Raw genomic sequence first — 20,491 nt, 5'->3', positions numbered from 1 at the left:
TAGTAAACCGAGAAGACTCAAACTTCAATGCTATAGGTGTAAAGCGGGAGACGGATCGGTTTCTCCCATCATTGACGTGCCGATTCGAAAAAATCCGACAGGAAATCGTTTGTTTCCGTATGGGCGGAACTGACATCCAACTGTTGCCGACGGTCGATCGGCGAGTGGGCATTGATTTAGGATAAAAGCATTTTGCCGTTCTTTCCAAATCGGAGGCGGCGCCTAACGCAATGGCGTCAACAGACTGGAAAACAAAAAAGATGAAAATGGCGGCGATTCATGTATAATGCAACATAGGAGAAGGGCGCAAGCCGCCTTTTTCCTTTGACGCCAAGGAGAGGTCAGGAGGAGAACGATGAACGCGATTGAAGTAGAACATTTGCGCAAAGAATTTAAAGTGCACAAAAGCCGCTCCGGCCTTGTCGGAGCGTTTCGCGATTTATGGACGCGCCGTTATACGCTCGTTCGAGCGGTTGATGACATTTCGTTTGCTGTTAAGCAAGGGGAAATCGTCGGCTATATCGGCGAAAACGGCGCCGGCAAATCCACGACGATCAAAATGTTGACCGGCATTTTAACGCCAACGTCTGGGCGCATTGTCGTCAACGGGATGAATCCCCATAAAGAGCGCGAAAAATTCGTGCGCACGATCGGCGTCGTGTTCGGCCAGCGTTCGCAATTATGGTGGGACATCGCTGTTCAAGAGTCGTTCCGGCTGTTGAAAAAAGTGTACCGCGTCTCGGACGAGCAATATCGCCGCCATATGGCCGAGGTGATTGACATGCTTGAGATCGGCCCGCTGCTTGATAAGCCGGTGCGCAAGCTGTCGCTTGGCCAGCGGATGCGCTGTGAGCTTGCCGCCGCGCTCATTCACAACCCGCCGCTGTTGTTTTTGGATGAACCGACGATCGGCCTTGATGTGCTTGTCAAACTCAACATCCGCCAGTTTTTAAAGCAATTGAATGAACGGTATGGCACGACGATCCTGCTGACGACGCACGATATGTCAGACATTGAAGCGCTTTGCGAGCGGGTCATTATGCTCGATGAAGGGAAAATCATTTACGACGGGTCGCTTGAGCGCCTGAAAGAAAGATGGGGCCAAGGAAAACGGGTCGCCTTTACGTTTGCCGAAGCGGTGACGGCCGCTTTTTTGCAGCAGTTGACTGAAGGGTTGGATGTTGTTTGGAAAAAAGGTGAACAGCCAAACGTTTGGGTCTCGCACGTTCCATCAGGAGGCGTGCCGGAAGTTGTCAGTCGCGTCGCTGCCCGTTGTGCGTTAAATGACATCCATATTCACGAAGTGCCGACGGAGGAGATCATCCGCAATATTTATGAGGAAGGTGCGGTTCATGGGTAAGTATGTCGAAATGGTCCGCATCCGCTTTTTAATGATGCTCGCCTACCGGACAAACTATTACACTGGCATTTTGATTTACGCCATTAACATCGCAGCGTATTACTTCCTTTGGTCGGCTATTTATGGCGGCAAATCATCGATGCAAGGGATGTCGCTTGGGCAAATGACGACGTATGTCGCCATTTCCTGGCTGGCGCGGGCGTTTTATTTTAACAACCTTGACCGTGAAATCGCCATGGAAATCCGCGATGGAAAAGTAGCGATTGAACTGATCCGCCCGTACAGCTATTTAGGGATGAAAGCTGTGCAAGGGCTTGGCGAAGGGCTGTTTCGCCTTTTCTTTTTATCGCTGCCTGGGCTTTTGGTCGTATCGCTTTTTTTGCCGCTTCAGTTTCCGGGACACGCCAAAACGTGGCTGTCTTTCGGCTTGTCGCTTCTATTCAGCTTTATCATTTTTTCGGAGCTGAACTTGCTTGCGGGGGTTGTGACGTTCTTTACGTTCCGAAATGAAGGGTTGCTTAGGGCGAAGCGGTTTATCATCGACTTGTTTTCTGGGCTCATTTTGCCGCTTTCCTTTTATCCTGATTGGGCGCAACGGGCGATGATGTATTTCCCGTTTCAAGCCATCAGCTACATCCCAAGCATGATCATGACAGAAAGTTTTAAAGGTGCTGCTGTCCGTGATGGCCTGCTTCTGCAGGCAACGTGGTGCATCGTATTGCTTTTTCCGATTGGATGGTTATGGAGAGCGGCGAAAAAGCGTCTTGTTGTGCAAGGGGGGTAAACGTTGTTTTACGTATCGGTTTTTTTTCAATACATGGCGCAATATATGAAGACAAAGCTGCAATATCGAGCCGATTTGTTCGTGGAGTGGCTGTCTGACTTTATGGCTCAGGCGGTCAACTTGGTATTTTTGCTGGTTGTGTTCGGCCATACGACGCTGCTTCACGGCTGGTCGCGCGATGAGATTTTGTTTATTTACGGTTTTTTTCTTGTTCCATATGCCGTATTTGGCGCCTTTTTTAACCTTTGGGATTTTAATGAACGATATATTGTGCAGGGGGAAATGGATCGCGTGTTGACGCGCCCGCTAAACAGCCTGTTTCAAATTGTTTTGGAGCGGATGGAGCTCGAATCGTTGCTTGGCGCTGTGCCCGGGCTGATCATTATGCTGTATGCCGGCAGCCGCTTGTCTCTTTCATTTCATTGGTATGATGTCTTCGTGTTTATTTTGTTTGTCATTGGCGGTGCATTGATTTATGCCGGCATTTTCATTTCACTGGCGACGATCAGTTTTTTTGCCGACGCCCGCACATCCATCATGCCGATGATGTACAACATCAGCAGCTATGGCCGCTACCCGATCGATATTTATCATCGCGTCATCCGCTATATTTTAACGTGGGTGCTGCCGTTTGCCTTTGTCGGCGTTTATCCAGCTGCTTATTTTCTTGATAAAAAGGAATGGTACAGTTATGCCTTTTTCACCCCAGTGGTCGGCATGGTTTGCTTCACCGTTTCGGTCATGCTTTGGAACGCCGGGGTGAGACGATATCGCGGGACGGGGAGCTAGGCGCCCCGCCCGTTTTTGTTCATTTGCCATCAAAATGACAAACAATGGTCAAGCAATCGACACAACCTTGTCTGTATCGTTAGCATGTTGTGGCGTAAAATAAAATGTGAATATATTCACAAAAAGGAAGAAGAGGTGAATAGTGATGAAAAACGGGAGAGGAAATCGGGTAGCGGTCGTCGGCACCGGGTTTGTCGGCGCCAGTTATGCGTTTGCCTTAATGAATCAAGGGATTGCCGATGAGATCGTGCTCATCGATGCAAATGAAAACAAGGCTGAGGGCGATGCGATGGACTTCAACCATGGGAAAGTATTTGCGCCGAAGCCGGCTGACATTTGGCACGGCGATTACGATGATTGCCGCGATGCCGATTTGGTTGTCATTTGCGCCGGCGCCAACCAAAAACCGGGCGAGACGCGGCTTGATCTTGTGGACAAAAACATTGCCATTTTCCGCTCGATCGTTGAGTCGGTCATGGCATCCGGATTTCAAGGACTGTTTCTCGTCGCCACCAATCCGGTCGACATTTTAACGTACGCGACGTGGAAATTCAGCGGCCTGCCGCAAGAGCGAGTAATCGGATCGGGCACGATTTTGGACACGGCGCGGTTCCGCTTCTTGTTGGGCGACTATTTCGCCGTCGCCCCGACGAACGTGCACGCCTATATTATCGGCGAACATGGCGACACTGAACTCCCGGTTTGGAGCCAGGCTGATATCGGCGGCGTGCCGATCCGCAAGCTGGTCGAGTCCAAAGGGGAAGAAGCGCAAAAAGAGCTCGAGCGCATTTTTGTCAATGTGCGCGATGCCGCCTACCAAATTATTGAGAAAAAAGGAGCGACGTACTACGGGATTGCTATGGGGCTTGCCCGCGTGACGCGCGCCATTTTGCATCATGAAAATGCCATTTTGACCGTTTCCGCTTACTTGGACGGCCCATACGGCGAACGCGATGTCTACATCGGTGTGCCTGCTGTGATCAACCGAAATGGCATCCGCGAAGTGATTGAAATTGAACTTGACGAGGAGGAGAAAAAATGGTTCCACCGTAGTGCTGCGACGTTAAAAGGTGTATTGGCGCGCTATTTTGCTCAGTAAAGCGCAACGATTGGCTTCATCTGACGGGACGCTGGCTTGTCAAATGGGTCGGGCGATCCGGTGGAATACAGGAGTGCTGCCGATTCAAGCAGGGTGCGGAGGGTCATGCGGTATAATCGCCCGGTTGTCCGCGTATATATGAACGACGGACAAAAATGGGGGGAACGTGATGGATTACGCCTTCCTTGGCATTGTTGCCGCCGTACTGCTCGGCAGCATCACCTCGCTTTGGACAGTGCGCGTGCAAGCGACGCATCGCCTGTCACTCGATAGCTTATGGGTTCTCGTCCAATGGTATTTAACGATGTTGCTCGGTTTTGCCATGATTTATATGATTTTGCAAGTAAACGGCCATGCTGTGTTTACCCCATCCCCAAATAGCGCATCGAAAGATCGTTTGTCGCTGCTTGAAGACAGCTTGTATTTAAGCGGTATGACGCTTTTGTCGGTCGGATACGGTGATGTCACTCCGATCGGCGTCGGGCGGTGGATCGCCATTGCCGAAGCGCTGCTCGGCTACATTATGCCCGCTGTCATCGTGACGCGCACCGTGTTTGACTGGGATCATCGCTGATATGAGTTGCAATTTCCCTTCGTCTTCGCTACGCTAAAAGAAAACGAAGAAGACGGGGGGAACGACATGACGATTGCCATTGGCCAGCCAGCTCCAGATTTCACCTTGCCGGCAAGCAATGGGAAAATGGTTTCGCTGTCTGATTTTCGCGGCCGGTATGTGGTGCTTTACTTTTATCCAAAAGACATGACCCCGGGGTGCACAGCCGAAGCGTGCGACTTTCGCGATCGCCATGCGCAGTTCGCTGAGTTGAACGCCGTCATTTTAGGAGTGAGCACCGACCCGATGAATCGGCATGAGGCGTTTATCGAAAAATATGAGTTGCCATTTTTGCTTCTTTCTGATGAGCGGCATGAAGTGGCCGAGCTGTATGGGGTATGGAAGAAAAAGAAAAATTTCGGCAAGGAATATATGGGCATTGATCGCTCGACATTCATTATCGCCCCCGACGGAACGTTGGTCCAAGAATGGCGCGGGGTGAAAGTGAAGGGGCATGTCGATGAGGCGCTTGCGGAAGTCGCCCGACTAGCGTCATCTAGGTAAGCGTCCAGACAATGTACATCGTTTGGCGTATGATACATAGTAACCTCCTCAAATGAATGACATAAGAGGCGGAAACAATTTCCGCCTCCTTTTTTTGTTAAAATGGCGTCTGAGCCCATATATTAATGGCATCTATATTGACAAATGGCATGTATTCTTTGTAGACTAATTATAAATATTATAAAGTGATAATTTTTTTCACCTTTGCACAGAGAGTGAGGTGCATGACGGTGTCTGACAACGAGCAACTGAAGGAAGCGCTTGACATGCTGAAAAAGACTGGCATACGCATCACGCCGCAGCGTCATGCGATATTGGAGTATTTGATCAGCTCGATGTCCCATCCGACGGCTGATGAAATATACAAAGCGCTGGAAGGGAAATTCCCAAACATGAGTGTAGCTACCGTCTACAATAACTTGCGCGTCTTTAAGGAAATCGGGCTTGTCAAAGAGCTGACGTACGGCGATTCGTCAAGCCGGTTTGACTTCGTCACTTCCAATCATTATCACGTCATCTGTGAAGAGTGCGGCAAAATTGTCGATTTCCACTATCCAGCGCTTGATGAAGTCGAGCAGCTTGCCGCTCACGTCACCGGCTTTAAGGTCGACCATCATCGCATGGAAGTGTACGGAGTCTGCCCTGACTGTCAAAAAAGCGGGGCGCCGGCGCATTCGCATTAAAAAGCTGATAGCACAAGGCGGCTATCAGCTTTTTCTTTTTTTGTTGTACTTTTCGTCAAACTCTTTTCCTTCCAGTTCGCGGTCTAACGTCAACGGTTCACGGCAAAACATGCATAAATCGACGCGTCCGAGCATTTTTGTCACTTTGCCGCACGACGGGCAAACAACTTGGACGGCTCTCGTCGAGAGTGTGCCGATCCAAAAATATACAATGCCACTGGCGACAAGAAACAACATCCCAAACAACATAAACAACGTCATGATGACCGGGGACGTACGAAAAAACAGCCCAAGATACATGACAATGACACCGATAAAAATCAAGCTTAAGGCGAAAGTGCGAATTTTGTTGATTTTGCTCGAATATTTGATGCTCATCACAGTCCCTCCTACATAGACCACTATACCATAAAACGGGGTCCCATCGCGAAGAAGAAATCAACAAAATCGACGTTTTAAAGAAAGGAATTCCTCTTTTTTTGTCGAATAACGAATGACGGCAACAAACGACAGCTTCATGGATGCAAGCATTCTGGTCTTTCTGAAATGAAACAGGCGTTGACAGCATTGTTTGAACATCTGCACAAACGCAATGTGATGATTGATGATGGTGGAAGGGAGGAAAAAACGTTGCAGAAAAAACAGCCGGCTCAAAATAGGAACGTATGGTTGTCTGTCAATCGATATGTTGGGATATCTGAGGGATTTGTCCGCCCGGATATCGCGGCCGGCTTTCTGCAACGGACGCGAGGTATGAAAGAATTGCTGCATCCCATCTGTCACGAATGGGCAAACCGCTGCAACACGCACGGAATTTTAATGATTGAAAAAACGGCTTGCCATGCAGCAACAACGGATACGTTTGATGTCGTGCTGCTCGTCATTGTCGACCCGCAAAGCGAGCCTATGCTTCTCAGACAGTATTCACTAAACGAGAAAAAGGCGGTGCTTTATGCAGTCAGTGAACGGCAGTTAAATGAATGGCTTGTTCTCGGGTCACATCGAAAGGCGGTCGACTGGGTGTTCAACGGAACGGTCGTGTTTGACCGAAACGGCTATGTTCAGCAGTTGCGCCAGCGCCTTGAGCAATTCCCGCCTAAAGAACGGCGATTGAAAATGGGACTCGAGTTTGCCAAACTGATCCGCCATTATACAGATGGCAAGGCGCTGTTTGCCGCCAAGCATTGGCTCGACTCATACAACCATATGGTGCAAGCCCTCCATCATTTGGCGCGATTGACCGTGATCGAGCACGGACTTTACCCGGAAGTGACCGTATGGAATCAAGTCAAGCGAATGGATGGAAGGATTTATAAACTGTATGAAGAACTCGTTGGAAGTGAAGAACCGCTTCCGAAACGGCTGGAACTTTTGTTGCTGGCCAGTGAATTTTTGATTCATTCTTACGTAGAATCAGGTTCCTCTCATTTATGCGAAGCGCTGAAAGAAAAAAATGGTGCTTGGAGCATTGAGGAAATGACCGGTCATCCGCAGTTTGCGCCTTACTCGGTTGATCTTGTTATCATGCTTGAGTATCTTGTCGAAAGGAAAGTGCTAACCGTCGTGGAAATGCCGACAAAAGGAAATACAATGCTCGAACGGTATTACACGTTGTAAAAAAAGAATTTTGACGGTCCCCTTCTGCTGATCCCCAAAAATGGAAGGGAGCCGGTGAGAGGATGGATGCTATTAGGAATTTCATTGTGTTTATACAAATGTTAGTTGCCAAGATCATTGAAGGAAGGAGGCAACCCGGCCGAAAAAAGCTCTTGACTTCCTTGTCGAACGATGATATATTTTAAATCGCTGTCGCGCCGGGAAAATGTTGCGGAGCGGTATGAATAAAAGGCTGTTGACAACGAACAATAAAAATGCTATGATGTAAGGGCCGCTTTAGGAAGCGGAAAACACATTTGCGTTTGAGGGAGTCCAGAGGAGTTGGATTCCTCGGCGCAAGACTGCAACGAAGCAAGTTCAAGAAGAGGTCTCGTTCCTTGAAAACTGAACGAAACGAAGCGCAATAGAAAAGCGGAGGCCGCATTGGCCAAAGCAAAGGCCAATCAACTTTCTTTTGGAGAGTTTGATCCTGGCTCAGGACGAACGCTGGCGGCGTGCCTAATACATGCAAGTCGAGCGGACCAAATCGGAGCTTGCTCTGATTTGGTCAGCGGCGGACGGGTGAGTAACACGTGGGCAACCTGCCCGCAAGACCGGGATAACTCCGGGAAACCGGAGCTAATACCGGATAACACCGAAGACCGCATGGTCTTTGGTTGAAAGGCGGCCTTTGGCTGTCACTTGCGGATGGGCCCGCGGCGCATTAGCTAGTTGGTGAGGTAACGGCTCACCAAGGCGACGATGCGTAGCCGGCCTGAGAGGGTGACCGGCCACACTGGGACTGAGACACGGCCCAGACTCCTACGGGAGGCAGCAGTAGGGAATCTTCCGCAATGGGCGAAAGCCTGACGGAGCGACGCCGCGTGAGCGAAGAAGGCCTTCGGGTCGTAAAGCTCTGTTGTGAGGGACGAAGGAGCGCCGTTCGAAGAGGGCGGCGCGGTGACGGTACCTCACGAGGAAGCCCCGGCTAACTACGTGCCAGCAGCCGCGGTAATACGTAGGGGGCGAGCGTTGTCCGGAATTATTGGGCGTAAAGCGCGCGCAGGCGGTTCCTTAAGTCTGATGTGAAAGCCCACGGCTCAACCGTGGAGGGTCATTGGAAACTGGGGGACTTGAGTGCAGGAGAGGAGAGCGGAATTCCACGTGTAGCGGTGAAATGCGTAGAGATGTGGAGGAACACCAGTGGCGAAGGCGGCTCTCTGGCCTGCAACTGACGCTGAGGCGCGAAAGCGTGGGGAGCAAACAGGATTAGATACCCTGGTAGTCCACGCCGTAAACGATGAGTGCTAAGTGTTAGAGGGGTCACACCCTTTAGTGCTGCAGCTAACGCGATAAGCACTCCGCCTGGGGAGTACGGCCGCAAGGCTGAAACTCAAAGGAATTGACGGGGGCCCGCACAAGCGGTGGAGCATGTGGTTTAATTCGAAGCAACGCGAAGAACCTTACCAGGTCTTGACATCCCCTGACAACCCAAGAGATTGGGCGTTCCCCCTTCGGGGGGACAGGGTGACAGGTGGTGCATGGTTGTCGTCAGCTCGTGTCGTGAGATGTTGGGTTAAGTCCCGCAACGAGCGCAACCCTCGCCTCTAGTTGCCAGCACGAAGGTGGGCACTCTAGAGGGACTGCCGGCGACAAGTCGGAGGAAGGTGGGGATGACGTCAAATCATCATGCCCCTTATGACCTGGGCTACACACGTGCTACAATGGGCGGTACAAAGGGCTGCGAACCCGCGAGGGGGAGCGAATCCCAAAAAGCCGCTCTCAGTTCGGATTGCAGGCTGCAACTCGCCTGCATGAAGCCGGAATCGCTAGTAATCGCGGATCAGCATGCCGCGGTGAATACGTTCCCGGGCCTTGTACACACCGCCCGTCACACCACGAGAGCTTGCAACACCCGAAGTCGGTGCGGTAACCCTTACGGGAGCCAGCCGCCGAAGGTGGGGCAAGTGATTGGGGTGAAGTCGTAACAAGGTAGCCGTACCGGAAGGTGCGGCTGGATCACCTCCTTTCTAAGGACGAAGAAAAGCGGAAGCGCCGCGTTTGGCTCTCGAAGCCAAATGTTCTTCACCCGCAGGGGTGCTTGCACCCCGAGGGGGAAGGTTATTTGGCAGAAGAGAGCCAGGCGCTGGAGCTAGACATCAGTCGTTATTCAAAGCAAAACGCGCTTCTGTTTCGTTCAGTTTTGAAGGAATGAGAAATTCCTTCAGTTGCTTTGCGTCTGCGTCTACAAGTGAATTCAGAGAAGCTGGATTCCTCGACGCAAAGCTGCAAGGAAGCTGTTTCAACGTAGTTGCTTTGCATCTGTGCCTGCGTCTGCTAGCAGGTTCAGGGAAGCAAGATTCCTCGGCACAAGACTGCAGAGAAGCAAATTCAAGAAGCAGTCTCGTTCCTTGAAAACTAGATAACCGGAAAAGCGGAGGCGAGCGTTTCGCCGCGATGGGCAAATGTTCTTCGCCTGGAGGGATGTTCACATCCCGAAGGCGAAGGTTATTTGACCCCGAGCGGCGGCGAGCCGAAGCTAGACAGTAAGGAAGAAGCCGAGAGCGCAATAGGTTAAGCTGGAAAGGGCGCACGGTGGATGCCTTGGCACTAGGAGCCGATGAAGGACGGGGCAAACGCCGAAACGCTTCGGGGAGCTGTAAGCAAGCGTTGATCCGGAGATGTCCGAATGGGGGAACCCACTGTCCGTAATGGGGCAGTATCCATGCCTGAATCCATAGGGCATGGAGGGCACACCCGGGGAACTGAAACATCTTAGTACCCGGAGGAGAAGAAAGCAACCGCGATTCCCTGAGTAGCGGCGAGCGAAACGGGAACAGCCCAAACCAAGAGGCATGTCCTCTTGGGGTTGTAGGACCGCTCACGATGGGAGTGAGAAAGGGACGGGGTAGACGAACCGGTCTGGAACGGCCGGCCAGAGAAGGTGAGAGCCCTGTAGTCGAAACTTCGTTCCCTCCCGAGCGGATCCTGAGTACGGCGGGACACGAGGAATCCCGTCGGAAGCAGGGAGGACCATCTCCCAAGGCTAAATACTCCCTAGTGACCGATAGTGCACCAGTACCGTGAGGGAAAGGTGAAAAGCACCCCGGGAGGGGAGTGAAAGAGAACCTGAAACCGTGTGCCTACAAGTAGTCAGAGCCCGTTGATGGGTGATGGCGTGCCTTTTGTAGAATGAACCGGCGAGTGACGATGGCGTGCGAGGTTAAGCCGAAGAGGCGGAGCCGCAGCGAAAGCGAGTCTGAACAGGGCGTGTGAGTACGTCGTCGTCGACCCGAAACCAGGTGATCTACCCATGTCCAGGGTGAAGGCCGGGTAACACCGGCTGGAGGCCCGAACCCACGCACGTTGAAAAGTGCGGGGATGAGGTGTGGGTAGGGGTGAAATGCCAATCGAACTTGGAGATAGCTGGTTCTCCCCGAAATAGCTTTAGGGCTAGCCTCGGGTTTGAGAGTCTTGGAGGTAGAGCACTGATTGGGCTAGGGGCCCCAAACGGGTTACCGAACCCAGTCAAACTCCGAATGCCAATGACTTATGCCCGGGAGTCAGACTGCGAGTGATAAGATCCGTGGTCGAGAGGGGAACAGCCCAGACCGCCAGCTAAGGCCCCGAAGTGCACGTTCAGTGGAAAAGGATGTGGAGTTGCCGAGACAACCAGGATGTTGGCTTAGAAGCAGCCACCATTTAAAGAGTGCGTAATAGCTCACTGGTCGAGTGACTCTGCGCCGAAAATGTACCGGGGCTAAACGTGCCGCCGAAGCTGCGGGATGACCGTTGGTCATCGGTAGGGGAGCGTTCTAAGGGCAGAGAAGCCAGACCGGAAGGACTGGTGGAGCGCTTAGAAGTGAGAATGCCGGTATGAGTAGCGAAAACAGAGGTGAGAATCCTCTGCGCCGAAAGCCTAAGGGTTCCTGAGGAAGGTTCGTCCACTCAGGGTTAGTCGGGACCTAAGCCGAGGCCGAAAGGCGTAGGTGATGGACAACAGGTTGAGATTCCTGTACCACCTTCTTCCCGTTTGAGCGATGGGGGGACGCAGGAGGATAGGGCGAGCAGGCGGCTGGAAGAGCCTGTCCAAGCCGTGAGGCTGATCCGCAGGCAAATCCGCGGATCATAAGGCCAAGCGGTGACGGCGACGGAGTAATCCGGAAGTCCCCGATTTCACACTGCCAAGAAAAGCCTCTAGCGAGGGAAGAGGTGCCCGTACCGCAAACCGACACAGGTAGGCGAGGAGAGAATCCTAAGGCGCGCGGGAGAACTCTCGTTAAGGAACTCGGCAAAATGACCCCGTAACTTCGGGAGAAGGGGTGCTCTTTGGGGTGAAGAGCCCTGAAGAGCCGCAGTGAAAAGGCCCAAGCGACTGTTTATCAAAAACACAGGTCTCTGCGAAGCCGAAAGGCGACGTATAGGGGCTGACACCTGCCCGGTGCTGGAAGGTTAAGGGGAGCGCTTAGCGGAAGCGAAGGTGCGAACCGAAGCCCCAGTAAACGGCGGCCGTAACTATAACGGTCCTAAGGTAGCGAAATTCCTTGTCGGGTAAGTTCCGACCCGCACGAAAGGTGTAACGACTTGGGCGCTGTCTCAACGAGAGACCCGGTGAAATTATACTACCTGTGAAGATGCAGGTTACCCGCGACAGGACGGAAAGACCCCGTGGAGCTTTACTGCAGCCTGATATGGAATTTTGGTATCGCTTGTACAGGATAGGTGGGAGCCTGGGAAGCCGGAGCGCCAGCTTCGGTGGAGGCGACGGTGGGATACCACCCTGGCGGTATTGAAATTCTAACCCGCACCCCTTAGCGGGGTGGGAGACAGTGTCAGGTGGGCAGTTTGACTGGGGCGGTCGCCTCCCAAAAGGTAACGGAGGCGCCCAAAGGTTCCCTCAGAATGGTTGGAAATCATTCGGAGAGTGCAAAGGCACAAGGGAGCTTGACTGCGAGACGGACAGGTCGAGCAGGGACGAAAGTCGGGCTTAGTGATCCGGTGGTTCCGCATGGAAGGGCCATCGCTCAACGGATAAAAGCTACCCCGGGGATAACAGGCTGATCTCCCCCAAGAGTCCACATCGACGGGGAGGTTTGGCACCTCGATGTCGGCTCATCGCATCCTGGGGCTGTAGTCGGTCCCAAGGGTTGGGCTGTTCGCCCATTAAAGCGGTACGCGAGCTGGGTTCAGAACGTCGTGAGACAGTTCGGTCCCTATCCGTCGCGGGCGGAGGAAATTTGAGAGGAGCTGTCCTTAGTACGAGAGGACCGGGATGGACGCACCGCTGGTGTACCAGTTGTCCCGCCAGGGGCACCGCTGGGTAGCTATGTGCGGACGGGATAAGCGCTGAAAGCATCTAAGCGTGAAGCCCCCCTCAAGATGAGATTTCCCACCGCGCAAAGCGGGTAAGATCCCTCGAAGATGACGAGGTCGATAGGTCCGAGGTGGAAGCGTGGCGACACGTGGAGCTGACGGATACTAATCGATCGAGGGCTTAACCAAGAAAAGCGCAGGCGAGCGGCTTCTTCCTGAGCACGGTTATCTAGTTTTGAGGGAATGAAAAAGTCTTGACAACAGGTCAACTTTCCTTATAATAAGACTTGTCCATTGTTGCCTAGTGGCTATGGCGGAGGGGAAACACCCGTTCCCATCCCGAACACGGAAGTTAAGCCCTCCAGCGCCGATGGTAGTTGGGGCCAGCGCCCCTGCAAGAGTAGGTCGCTGCTAGGCAATTTCGTGGAGGATTAGCTCAGCTGGGAGAGCACTTGCCTTACAAGCAAGGGGTCGGCGGTTCGATCCCGTCATCCTCCACCATCTTAATATAAAAGCTGACTTACTTTCTCATCATCGCGGGGTGGAGCAACGAGCCTTTGCTTCATCGAATTCGCTTCGAGTTGCCTCGACGCATCGAGCGTCTTTGAATCAGCTTGTAGAGGAAGAGGCAACGAACAACAACACTAAAAGCATTGTGAAAATCAACTTACTTTCTCATCATCGCGGGGTGGAGCAGTCCGGTAGCTCGTCGGGCTCATAACCCGAAGGTCGCAGGTTCAAATCCTGCCCCCGCAACCAAAATTGGTCCCGTAGTGTAGTGGTTAACATGCCTGCCTGTCACGCAGGAGATCGCGGGTTCGAGTCCCGTCGGGACCGCCATTCTTTCAAAATTGTGAAAGATGAAAAATACGGCTCAGCAGCTCATTCGGTAGAGACGAGCATCCGCTTCATCGAATTCGCTTCGAGTTGCCTCGACGCATCGAGCGTCTTTGAATCAGCTTGTAGAGGAAGAGGCACAGAGCAATTCAACGAGCGAGTTAAAAAATAATATATGGCTCGGTAGCTCAGTCGGTAGAGCAAAGGACTGAAAATCCTTGTGTCGGCGGTTCGATTCCGTCCCGAGCCACCATTTTTATCATAGTTCCGAAAGAAGGTTCCCGCTTCATGCAAAGCTAAGTGGGAGTAGTTCACAGACATGTCAGATGTTCAAACCACCCCGGCTTAGTTCAATGGGTAGCGACGAACATTCGCATCGTCGAGTCTGTTGCGAGTTGCCTCGACGCACTCAGCTTCCTCGAATCAGCTTGCAGAGGAAGAGGCACAACTAGGCAGACAACATGAGTCACTAGCTAATTTTAAATGTGCCGGCTTAGCTCAATTGGTAGAGACGAGCATCGGCATCATCGAATTGGCTGCGAGTTGCCTCGACGCACTCAGCTTCCTCGAATCAGCTTGCAGAGGAAGAGGCACAACTAGGCAGACAACATGAGTCACTAGCTAATTTTAAATGTGCCGGCTTAGCTCAATTGGTAGAGACGAGCATCGGCATCATCGAATTGGCTGCGAGTTGCCTCGACGCACTCAGCTTCCTCGAATCAGCTTGCAGAGGAAGAGGCACAACTAGGCAGACAACATGAGTCACTAACTAATTTTAAATGTGCCGGCTTAGCTCAATTGGTAGAGCAACTGACTTGTAATCAGTAGGTTGCGGGTTCAAGTCCTGCAGCCGGCATTCTTATTCCTTAATAACCCCTTAAGCCATTAAGGCGGCAACCGCGAGCCATTAGCTCAGTAACGAGCGCTGCATCTTCGAGTTTGCTTCGAGTTGCCTCGACGCACTTGGCATCTTTGAATCGGCTGGGAGAGGAAGAGGCAGGTAGAGTGAAACGAAGCTGTAGAGTGTTATCCTAACCATGAGCCATTAGCTCAGTAGGTAGAGCATCTGACTTTTAATCAGAGGGTCGGAGGTTCGAGTCCTCCATGGCTCATCGTCTTGCGGAAGTAGTTCAGCGGTAGAACACCACCTTGCCAAGGTGGGGGTCGCGGGTTCGAGCCCCGTCTTCCGCTCCACTTCCGCCGGGGTGGCGGAATTGGCAGACGCACAGGACTTAAAATCCTGGGGTAGGTAACTACCGTGCCGGTTCGAGTCCGGCCCTCGGCACTTGTGCGCTCGTAGCTCAATTGGATAGAGCATCTGACTACGGATCAGAAGGTTAGGGGTTCGAATCCTCTCGAGCGCGTTTTGTCGGGAAGTAGCTCAGCTTGGTAGAGCACACGGTTCGGGTCCGTGAGGTCGCAGGTTCAAATCCTGTCTTCCCGATTTATCATGGGGCCTTAGCTCAGCTGGGAGAGCGCCTGCTTTGCAAGCAGGAGGTCATCGGTTCGATCCCGATAGGCTCCACCTTTTGACTTAAATTTGGCGGTGTAGCTCAGCTGGCTAGAGCGTACGGTTCATACCCGTGAGGTCGGGGGTTCGATCCCCTCCACCGCCACCATTATCGGACCTTTAGCTCAGCTGGTTAGAGCAGACGGCTCATAACCGTCCGGTCGTAGGTTCGAGTCCTACAAGGTCCACCATTATTATTGTTGCTTTTTTGGAGGAGTACCCAAGTGGTTGAAGGGGTCGGTCTTGAAAACCGAGAGGCGCCGCAAGGCGCGCGGGGGTTCGAATCCCTCCTCCTCCGCCATGCACTTTAAAATCGTGCCGGCTTAGCTCAATTGGTAGAGACGAGCATTCGCATCGTCGAATCTGCTGCGAGTTGTCCCGACGCATCCCACTTCTTTGAATAAGCTTGCAGAGGAAGGGACACCGAGCATTTGACTTCCTCGAATTAGCTGGGAGAGGAAGAGGCACAACTAGGCAGACAACATGAGTCACTAGCTAATTTTAAATATGCCGGCTTAGCTCAATTGGTAGAGACGAGCATCGGCATCATCGAATTGGCTGCGAGTTGCCTCGACGCACTCAGCTTCCTCGAATCAGCTTGCAGAGGAAGAGGCACAACCAGGCAGACAACATGAGTCACTAGCTAATTTTAAATATGCCGGCTTAGCTCAATTGGTAGAGCAACTGACTTGTAATCAGTAGGTTGCGGGTTCAAGTCCTGCAGCCGGCACCAGAACGAGGCGACTATGGCGAAGTGGTTAACGCACCAGATTGTGGCTCTGGCATGCGTGGGTTCGATTCCCACTAGTCGCCCTTTTCATTATATTCTATATTTGCGGGTGTAGTTTAGTGGTAAAACCTCAGCCACGAGCATCTGCATCATCGAATCTGCTTCGAGTTGCCCCGACGCATCTGGCTTCTGTGAATCAGCTGGTAGAGGAAGGGGCATGGAAGCAGCGTGGCGGATGTTCAACTAAATGATATGCGGGTGTAGTTTAGTGGTAAAACCTCAGCCACGAGCATCTGCATCATCGAATCTGCTTCGAGTTGCCCCGACGCATCTGGCTTCTGTGAATCAGCTGGTAGAGGAAGGGGCATGGAAGCAGCGTGGCGGATGTTCAACTAAATGATATGCGGGTGTAGTTTAGTGGTAAAACCTCAGCCTTCCAAGCTGATGTCGTGGGTTCGATTCCCATCACCCGCTTTTTATGGGCCTATAGCTCAGCTGGTCAGAGCGCACGCCTGATAAGCGTGAGGTCGGTGGTTCAAGTCCACTTAGGCCCATTATTTTCCATTGAATATTTTTGGGTCATTCGCTATAATAATGGGCGAACAATGCCCCATCGTTCCACAGCAAAATCGGAGCGACGAGCTTCACATCTTCGAATTCGCTGCGAGTTGCCTCGACGCATCTCGCTTCCTTGAATTAGCTGGCAGAGGAAGAGGCAACGAGCACATTTGGAAGATGTGCATAACATATAGTTATTCATCATTCCGCAATAGCTCAGCGGTAGAGCAACCGGCTGTTAACCGGTAGGTCGTAGGTTCGAATCCTACTTGCGGAGCCATTTCTTTGGAGAAGTACCCAAGTGGCTGAAGGGGACGGTTTGCTAAACCGTTAGGTCGCAGTTTTGCGGCGCGCGGGTTCAAATCCCGCCTTCTCCGCCATAATGGCCCGTTGGTCAAGTGGTTAAGACACCGCCCTTTCACGGCGGTAACACGGGTTCGAATCCCGTACGGGTCACTGGTTGCTGGCACCAGAGATTCTGGTGCCCTTTTGTACAATTTCTTTTGTCGATTTTTGCGTTTTTTTCTTGCGATGCGTGTGGAAGTCTGTTATAATATCTCTCGTTAGCTTTAAAATTACGTTATGATTGTTGGGGACAACGCAGTGTTTCGTTTCGTTAAAGAACGAGGCATTGCGTTTTTTTCTTTATCACCCTAAACCGAGAAGACCCCCACTTCCACGCGTGAGCGTAGGTGGGAGAGAGTTCAAGTAGGGAGGGAGTCCCCCGTTTCCAACAGCAGGAAAGTGGGGGGAAGATCAAATGAACAATTGGGCGTCGGCTTCGCCGCCATGAATTTGCACAAACATCGTTTGGATGGCTTGAAGCTGGCGCTTGGCGGTTTCTTCTGGCGTTGATGGGAGAAAGTAAACGATTTGCAAAGCGTTTTTCGTTTCTCTCGTCACGGCGGTCCGCTCCGAATCGACGATCGGACTGCCAAACGGCCCTCGTTCATCTTTGCTGACGAGTTTGTTGGCAAAGTTGACTGTGCGGCCGTTTAACGCGATGTATTCATCTTGTTCCGTGCCGATCGTGAGCGTCACTGTCCCGTTGATGCGGTCTAGATCATAGATGCCGAGCGGAATTTTATAATAGAGTGAAAAAAAGTTGTTTATGTCCGCCGCTGAATGGATAGGCGGAATGAAGCTTTTTTTCTGGATGCGTCGGTACAGGCTTTCACTTGACGGTCGATAGCGGCTTGGGTCCGTTCCGATTTGTTTGAAAGTACGGCGCCATTCGACCATCTCAGGGATGTCGGCAATCGACTTTTCCTGCAGCTCGATGTAAAGAGATTCTTGAAACAGCTCAAGCCTCCCCCTTAACATTTGCGGTGAATCGCTGACCTCGATATGATGATAGCGGATGACGCCGAATTTACCAGAAGGAAGGCGTTGCTTTAGTTGTTCTGATATCACGCATTTCATCTTGATCACCTCGGATTTCATTTTACCATATATGACGAAAGGAGGGAAAACGATGGATGTTATGGCATTAAAGCAGGAAGTCATTGAGTACAGTCGGTCAATCGGCATTGATAAAATCGGATTTGCGAGCGCTGATCCGTTTGTTGAATTAAAGGAACGGCTGCGCCGCCAGCAGGAGCTCGGCTATCAGTCCGGTTTTGAGGAACCAGATATTGAGAAACGGACGAATCCTTCATTGCTTCTTCCGGAAGCAAAATCGATTATTGCCATTGCTCTTGCCTATCCGTCTAAAATGAAAAATGCGCCGCGGGGGACAAAGACGGAACGGCGCGGCGTTTTTTGCCGCGCTTCATGGGGAAAGGACTACCACGATGTGTTGCGGGAACGTTTGCAGCAGCTCGAGGAGTTTTTGCTGGCCAAAGTGCCCCATGCCCGCGTTCGCTCGATGGTGGATACCGGAGAGCTCGCTGATCGGGCGGTGGCGGAACGAGCAGGGATCGGTTGGAGCGGCAAGAACTGCTCTATTATTACACCGGAGTTTGGATCGTATGTGTATTTGGGAGAAATGATTACGAATATTCCATTTCCCCCTGATGAACCGGTTGAAAACCGATGCGGCACGTGCACGAAATGCATTGATGCCTGCCCGACCGGGGCGCTTGTGCAAGGGGGGCAACTGAACGCACAGCGGTGCCTTTCCTTTTTAACGCAAACGAAAGGCTTTTTAGCCGACGAGTTTCGGGAGAAAATCGGGAACCGGCTGTACGGCTGCGATACATGCCAGCAAGTCTGCCCGGAAAATAAGGGGAAAGACTTTCATTTGCATCCAGAATTCGAGCCGGATCCGGAAGCGGTAAAGCCGAAGCTCATCCCGCTGCTTCAGATGAGCAACCGTGAATTTAAAGAAACATTTGGGGCCATGGCGGGTTCATGGCGTGGGAAAAAGCCGATTCAGCGCAATGCCATTCTGGCGCTCGCCCATTACAAAGACCAAACCGCGGTGCCGCACTTACTGCGTTTGTTGAAAGAGGATAGCCGTCCCGTCATCCGCGGGACGGCGGCGTGGGCGCTCGGGAAAATCGGGGATCCAAGCGCTAAGCCTTACTTGGAGGCCGCGCGGCAAACGGAGGCGGATGCCGATGTGATCGCTGAGATTGAAAAAGGACTGAAACTGTTGGCTGAGGCAAAGGAATAGGGAAAAAAACGCAGCTTCCCCACATAAGGTAGTAACAAAAACGAAAGTGGTGGAAAGCAGCATGAAAAAACAGTTGCGCGCGTGGTTGGATGAGCGAGCCCGCTCGTTTGTGTCGGAAAGCAATATCCGAAGCGAAGAGGCGGCAAGAAAGCAACGGCTTTGCCAAAAGCGCGGTGCGGAGATCGTCCGTTGCACGATCCGGGGACAAATTGTCGGCAGGCAGACCATCGAGCGGGAAGCGAAAGTTATGTATATTGCCCACCATCAATTTTTAATTAAGCAAAGGGGTTCACTATATATAGAAGAACAGGTTGAGGAGCGATGCGCCTGTTTTGTTCGCGGTGAGCTTGTAACTGATGAACCGATCAACCGGTTGGGGGGGGATATGGAGGCGCCGCGCGTCGAACGAGAGCAATGGACGGGGGAGCGTCTTTCTTACCAGTATGACCGCGCCCGGGCGGTGCGGTATGCGGAAACGTGGTGGAATCGGCATAACCCGGTGTTTCCGTCGTTTCCGGTGGATTGCACGAATTTTGTCTCTCAATGCTTGTATGCAGGCGGGGCGCCGATGACGGGCTATCCGAACCGGGCGAGGGGATGGTGGTGTCAACACGGAAGTTGGAGTTACAGCTGGGCTGTGGCCCATGCTTTTCGTTGGTATTTGAGCGGGTCGCGCATCGGCTTGCAGGCGGTGGAAGTGGCGGAGCCGGAGCAATTGATGGCAGGTGATGTCATCTGTTATGATTTTCAAGGGGACGGACGCTTCGACCACTCAACGATTGTGGTGGCGAAAGATCAGAACGGGATGCCGCTTGTGAACGCCCATACGACAAACAGCCGAATGCGCTATTGGTCGTATGAAGATTCAAGCGCCTATACGCCGAACATTCGCTATAAGTTTTTTCACATCATCGATCGCAAATAAACGTTGCTGAGGTGAAGGAAATGCCGCTTCATGTAGTGCTATACCAGCCAGAAATTCCAGCCAATACTGGAAACATCGCTCGTACGTGCGCAGCAACCGATACGTCGCTCCATTTGATCCGCCCGCTCGGTTTTTCTACGGATGATAAAATGTTAAAGCGCGCCGGGCTTGATTATTGGCCGTATGTCAATATTTCGTATTATGACTCGCTTGACGAACTATTCGCCCGCTTTCCGGAAGGGGAGTTTTATTTCATTACGAAATTCGGGCGCCGGTATTATGATTCGTTTGATTTCAGCGATACAGAAAAACATATTTTCTTTGTGTTCGGCCGTGAAACGACCGGACTGCCGAAGGAGCTGCTTGAGGCCAATATGGACCGTTGCCTTCGCATCCCGATGAATGACAAAGTGCGCTCGTTAAACTTGTCGAACACGGCGGCCATTTTAGTGTACGAAGCGTTGCGCCAACAACGGTTTTATGGGTTGTCATAAACAAAAAAACGACCTTCGCTCTGGAGGTCGTTTTTTTGGTCTTATTGTCTGACGCCTGGTTTGTCTTCATAGCCAGCGG

Annotated in this window: 13 protein-coding genes, 21 tRNA genes and 3 rRNA genes; 35 read left to right on the top strand and 2 right to left on the bottom strand. The window is 52.0% G+C overall.

All coding sequences use genetic code 11. The features are described from left to right. Nucleotides 1–355: 355 nt before the first annotated feature. From CWI35_RS07710 to perR, 7 genes are all read left to right on the top strand, one after another. A complete protein-coding gene (locus CWI35_RS07710) occupies nucleotides 356–1,360 on the top strand; it encodes an ABC transporter ATP-binding protein (RefSeq protein ID WP_011229976.1) in 1,005 nt (334 codons plus the stop codon). Continuing rightward, nucleotides 1,353–2,144, top strand: a complete 792-nt coding sequence (locus CWI35_RS07705; protein ID WP_011229977.1) for an ABC transporter permease — start codon at nucleotides 1,353–1,355, stop codon at nucleotides 2,142–2,144. Before CWI35_RS07710 ends, CWI35_RS07705 begins: the two co-directional genes overlap by 8 nt. Nucleotides 2,145–2,147: 3 nt before the next feature. Continuing rightward, nucleotides 2,148–2,933 (top strand): ABC transporter permease, encoded by a 786-nt coding sequence (locus tag CWI35_RS07700; protein ID WP_011229978.1) that lies wholly within the window; start codon nucleotides 2,148–2,150, stop codon nucleotides 2,931–2,933. Nucleotides 2,934–3,078: 145 nt separating this feature from the next. Beyond that, nucleotides 3,079–4,032, top strand: coding sequence for an L-lactate dehydrogenase (locus CWI35_RS07695; RefSeq protein WP_011229979.1), 954 nt, complete (start codon nucleotides 3,079–3,081; stop codon nucleotides 4,030–4,032). Nucleotides 4,033–4,201: 169 nt separating this feature from the next. Continuing rightward, nucleotides 4,202–4,606, top strand: coding sequence for a potassium channel family protein (locus tag CWI35_RS07690; RefSeq protein WP_011229980.1), 405 nt, complete (start codon nucleotides 4,202–4,204; stop codon nucleotides 4,604–4,606). Nucleotides 4,607–4,672: 66 nt separating this feature from the next. Then, on the top strand, nucleotides 4,673–5,149 hold the full coding sequence (bcp, locus tag CWI35_RS07685; RefSeq protein ID WP_011229981.1) for a thioredoxin-dependent thiol peroxidase: 477 nt from the start codon (nucleotides 4,673–4,675) through the stop codon (nucleotides 5,147–5,149). Between the two features lie 224 nt (nucleotides 5,150–5,373). Continuing rightward, nucleotides 5,374–5,832, top strand: a complete 459-nt coding sequence (gene perR, locus CWI35_RS07680) for a peroxide-responsive transcriptional repressor PerR (RefSeq protein ID WP_020279379.1) — start codon at nucleotides 5,374–5,376, stop codon at nucleotides 5,830–5,832. Between the two features lie 24 nt (nucleotides 5,833–5,856). Here perR and CWI35_RS07675 read toward each other — a convergent pair whose 3' ends face one another. After that, on the bottom strand, nucleotides 5,857–6,210 hold the full coding sequence (locus CWI35_RS07675) for a YgzB family protein (RefSeq protein ID WP_011229983.1): 354 nt from the start codon (nucleotides 6,208–6,210) through the stop codon (nucleotides 5,857–5,859). A gap of 375 nt (nucleotides 6,211–6,585) precedes the next feature. On the opposite strand from CWI35_RS07675, the gene CWI35_RS07670 reads away from it, so the two are divergent. The 25 genes from CWI35_RS07670 to CWI35_RS07550 all read left to right on the top strand — a co-directional run bounded on the left by CWI35_RS07670 (nucleotide 6,586) and on the right by CWI35_RS07550 (nucleotide 16,832). Beyond that, nucleotides 6,586–7,449 carry a nucleotidyltransferase-like protein gene (locus tag CWI35_RS07670; protein WP_025039077.1) on the top strand — a complete coding sequence of 288 codons (864 nt, stop codon included), beginning with the start codon at nucleotides 6,586–6,588 and terminating at the stop codon, nucleotides 7,447–7,449. 451 nt (nucleotides 7,450–7,900) lie between these two features. Further along, nucleotides 7,901–9,458: ribosomal RNA gene (locus CWI35_RS07665) — 16S ribosomal RNA — on the top strand. A gap of 542 nt (nucleotides 9,459–10,000) precedes the next feature. Next, nucleotides 10,001–12,930: ribosomal RNA gene (locus CWI35_RS07660) — 23S ribosomal RNA — on the top strand. Between the two features lie 111 nt (nucleotides 12,931–13,041). After that, nucleotides 13,042–13,158 (top strand): 5S ribosomal RNA (gene rrf / locus CWI35_RS07655). The 16S, 23S and 5S rRNA genes sit together here with 4 tRNA genes alongside, the layout of an rRNA operon. A gap of 8 nt (nucleotides 13,159–13,166) precedes the next feature. Continuing rightward, nucleotides 13,167–13,242: transfer RNA gene (locus tag CWI35_RS07650), tRNA-Val, on the top strand. A gap of 181 nt (nucleotides 13,243–13,423) precedes the next feature. Continuing rightward, nucleotides 13,424–13,500 (top strand) — tRNA-Met (locus CWI35_RS07645). 5 nt (nucleotides 13,501–13,505) lie between these two features. Then, nucleotides 13,506–13,581 (top strand) — tRNA-Asp (locus tag CWI35_RS07640). 174 nt (nucleotides 13,582–13,755) lie between these two features. Then, nucleotides 13,756–13,831 (top strand) — tRNA-Phe (locus CWI35_RS07635). 530 nt (nucleotides 13,832–14,361) lie between these two features. Next, nucleotides 14,362–14,434, top strand: a tRNA-Thr gene (locus CWI35_RS07630). A gap of 183 nt (nucleotides 14,435–14,617) precedes the next feature. After that, nucleotides 14,618–14,690: transfer RNA gene (locus CWI35_RS07625), tRNA-Lys, on the top strand. 7 nt (nucleotides 14,691–14,697) lie between these two features. Beyond that, nucleotides 14,698–14,772 (top strand) — tRNA-Gly (locus CWI35_RS07620). Between the two features lie 5 nt (nucleotides 14,773–14,777). Then, nucleotides 14,778–14,863 (top strand) — tRNA-Leu (locus CWI35_RS07615). 5 nt (nucleotides 14,864–14,868) lie between these two features. Beyond that, nucleotides 14,869–14,942: transfer RNA gene (locus tag CWI35_RS07610), tRNA-Arg, on the top strand. 6 nt (nucleotides 14,943–14,948) lie between these two features. Continuing rightward, nucleotides 14,949–15,022: transfer RNA gene (locus CWI35_RS07605), tRNA-Pro, on the top strand. Between the two features lie 8 nt (nucleotides 15,023–15,030). Then, nucleotides 15,031–15,103: transfer RNA gene (locus CWI35_RS07600), tRNA-Ala, on the top strand. A 17-nt stretch (nucleotides 15,104–15,120) separates the two neighbouring features. After that, nucleotides 15,121–15,197: transfer RNA gene (locus CWI35_RS07595), tRNA-Met, on the top strand. A gap of 5 nt (nucleotides 15,198–15,202) precedes the next feature. Continuing rightward, a tRNA-Ile gene (locus CWI35_RS07590) sits at nucleotides 15,203–15,279 on the top strand. 19 nt (nucleotides 15,280–15,298) lie between these two features. Beyond that, nucleotides 15,299–15,389, top strand: a tRNA-Ser gene (locus CWI35_RS07585). Between the two features lie 356 nt (nucleotides 15,390–15,745). Next, a tRNA-Thr gene (locus tag CWI35_RS07580) sits at nucleotides 15,746–15,821 on the top strand. 7 nt (nucleotides 15,822–15,828) lie between these two features. After that, nucleotides 15,829–15,901 (top strand) — tRNA-His (locus tag CWI35_RS07575). 320 nt (nucleotides 15,902–16,221) lie between these two features. Beyond that, a tRNA-Gly gene (locus CWI35_RS07570) sits at nucleotides 16,222–16,292 on the top strand. Nucleotides 16,293–16,298: 6 nt separating this feature from the next. Further along, nucleotides 16,299–16,372: transfer RNA gene (locus tag CWI35_RS07565), tRNA-Ile, on the top strand. A gap of 209 nt (nucleotides 16,373–16,581) precedes the next feature. Further along, nucleotides 16,582–16,656 (top strand) — tRNA-Asn (locus CWI35_RS07560). Nucleotides 16,657–16,663: 7 nt separating this feature from the next. Further along, nucleotides 16,664–16,756: transfer RNA gene (locus tag CWI35_RS07555), tRNA-Ser, on the top strand. A 4-nt stretch (nucleotides 16,757–16,760) separates the two neighbouring features. Further along, nucleotides 16,761–16,832: transfer RNA gene (locus CWI35_RS07550), tRNA-Glu, on the top strand. Between the two features lie 300 nt (nucleotides 16,833–17,132). On the opposite strand, the gene CWI35_RS07545 is transcribed toward CWI35_RS07550, so the two are convergent. After that, the gene (locus tag CWI35_RS07545; RefSeq protein WP_011229985.1) at nucleotides 17,133–17,798 is read right to left on the bottom strand and encodes a B3/B4 domain-containing protein; all 666 of its coding nucleotides are present in this window, start codon (nucleotides 17,796–17,798) and stop codon (nucleotides 17,133–17,135) included. A gap of 52 nt (nucleotides 17,799–17,850) precedes the next feature. Here CWI35_RS07545 and queG point away from each other — a divergent pair, with 52 nt between their 5' ends. The 3 genes from queG (at nucleotide 17,851) to trmL (ending at nucleotide 20,412) form a co-directional block, all read left to right on the top strand. Next, the gene (gene queG / locus CWI35_RS07540; protein ID WP_011229986.1) at nucleotides 17,851–18,993 is read left to right on the top strand and encodes a tRNA epoxyqueuosine(34) reductase QueG; all 1,143 of its coding nucleotides are present in this window, start codon (nucleotides 17,851–17,853) and stop codon (nucleotides 18,991–18,993) included. A gap of 61 nt (nucleotides 18,994–19,054) precedes the next feature. Next, nucleotides 19,055–19,918: an amidase domain-containing protein gene (locus CWI35_RS07535; RefSeq protein WP_023634359.1), complete on the top strand. Its 864-nt coding sequence runs from the start codon at nucleotides 19,055–19,057 to the stop codon at nucleotides 19,916–19,918. 20 nt (nucleotides 19,919–19,938) lie between these two features. Next, a complete protein-coding gene (gene trmL, locus CWI35_RS07530; protein ID WP_011229988.1) occupies nucleotides 19,939–20,412 on the top strand; it encodes a tRNA (uridine(34)/cytosine(34)/5-carboxymethylaminomethyluridine(34)-2'-O)-methyltransferase TrmL in 474 nt (157 codons plus the stop codon). The last annotated feature ends 79 nt before the right edge of the window (nucleotides 20,413–20,491 follow it).

It is taken from the genome of [Bacillus] caldolyticus (genome assembly GCF_003595605.1).
GTDB lineage: Bacteria > Bacillota > Bacilli > Bacillales > Anoxybacillaceae > Geobacillus > Geobacillus thermoleovorans.
Note: the sequence above shows the minus strand (reverse complement) of the source record. Positions and strands in the feature narration are given on the sequence as shown.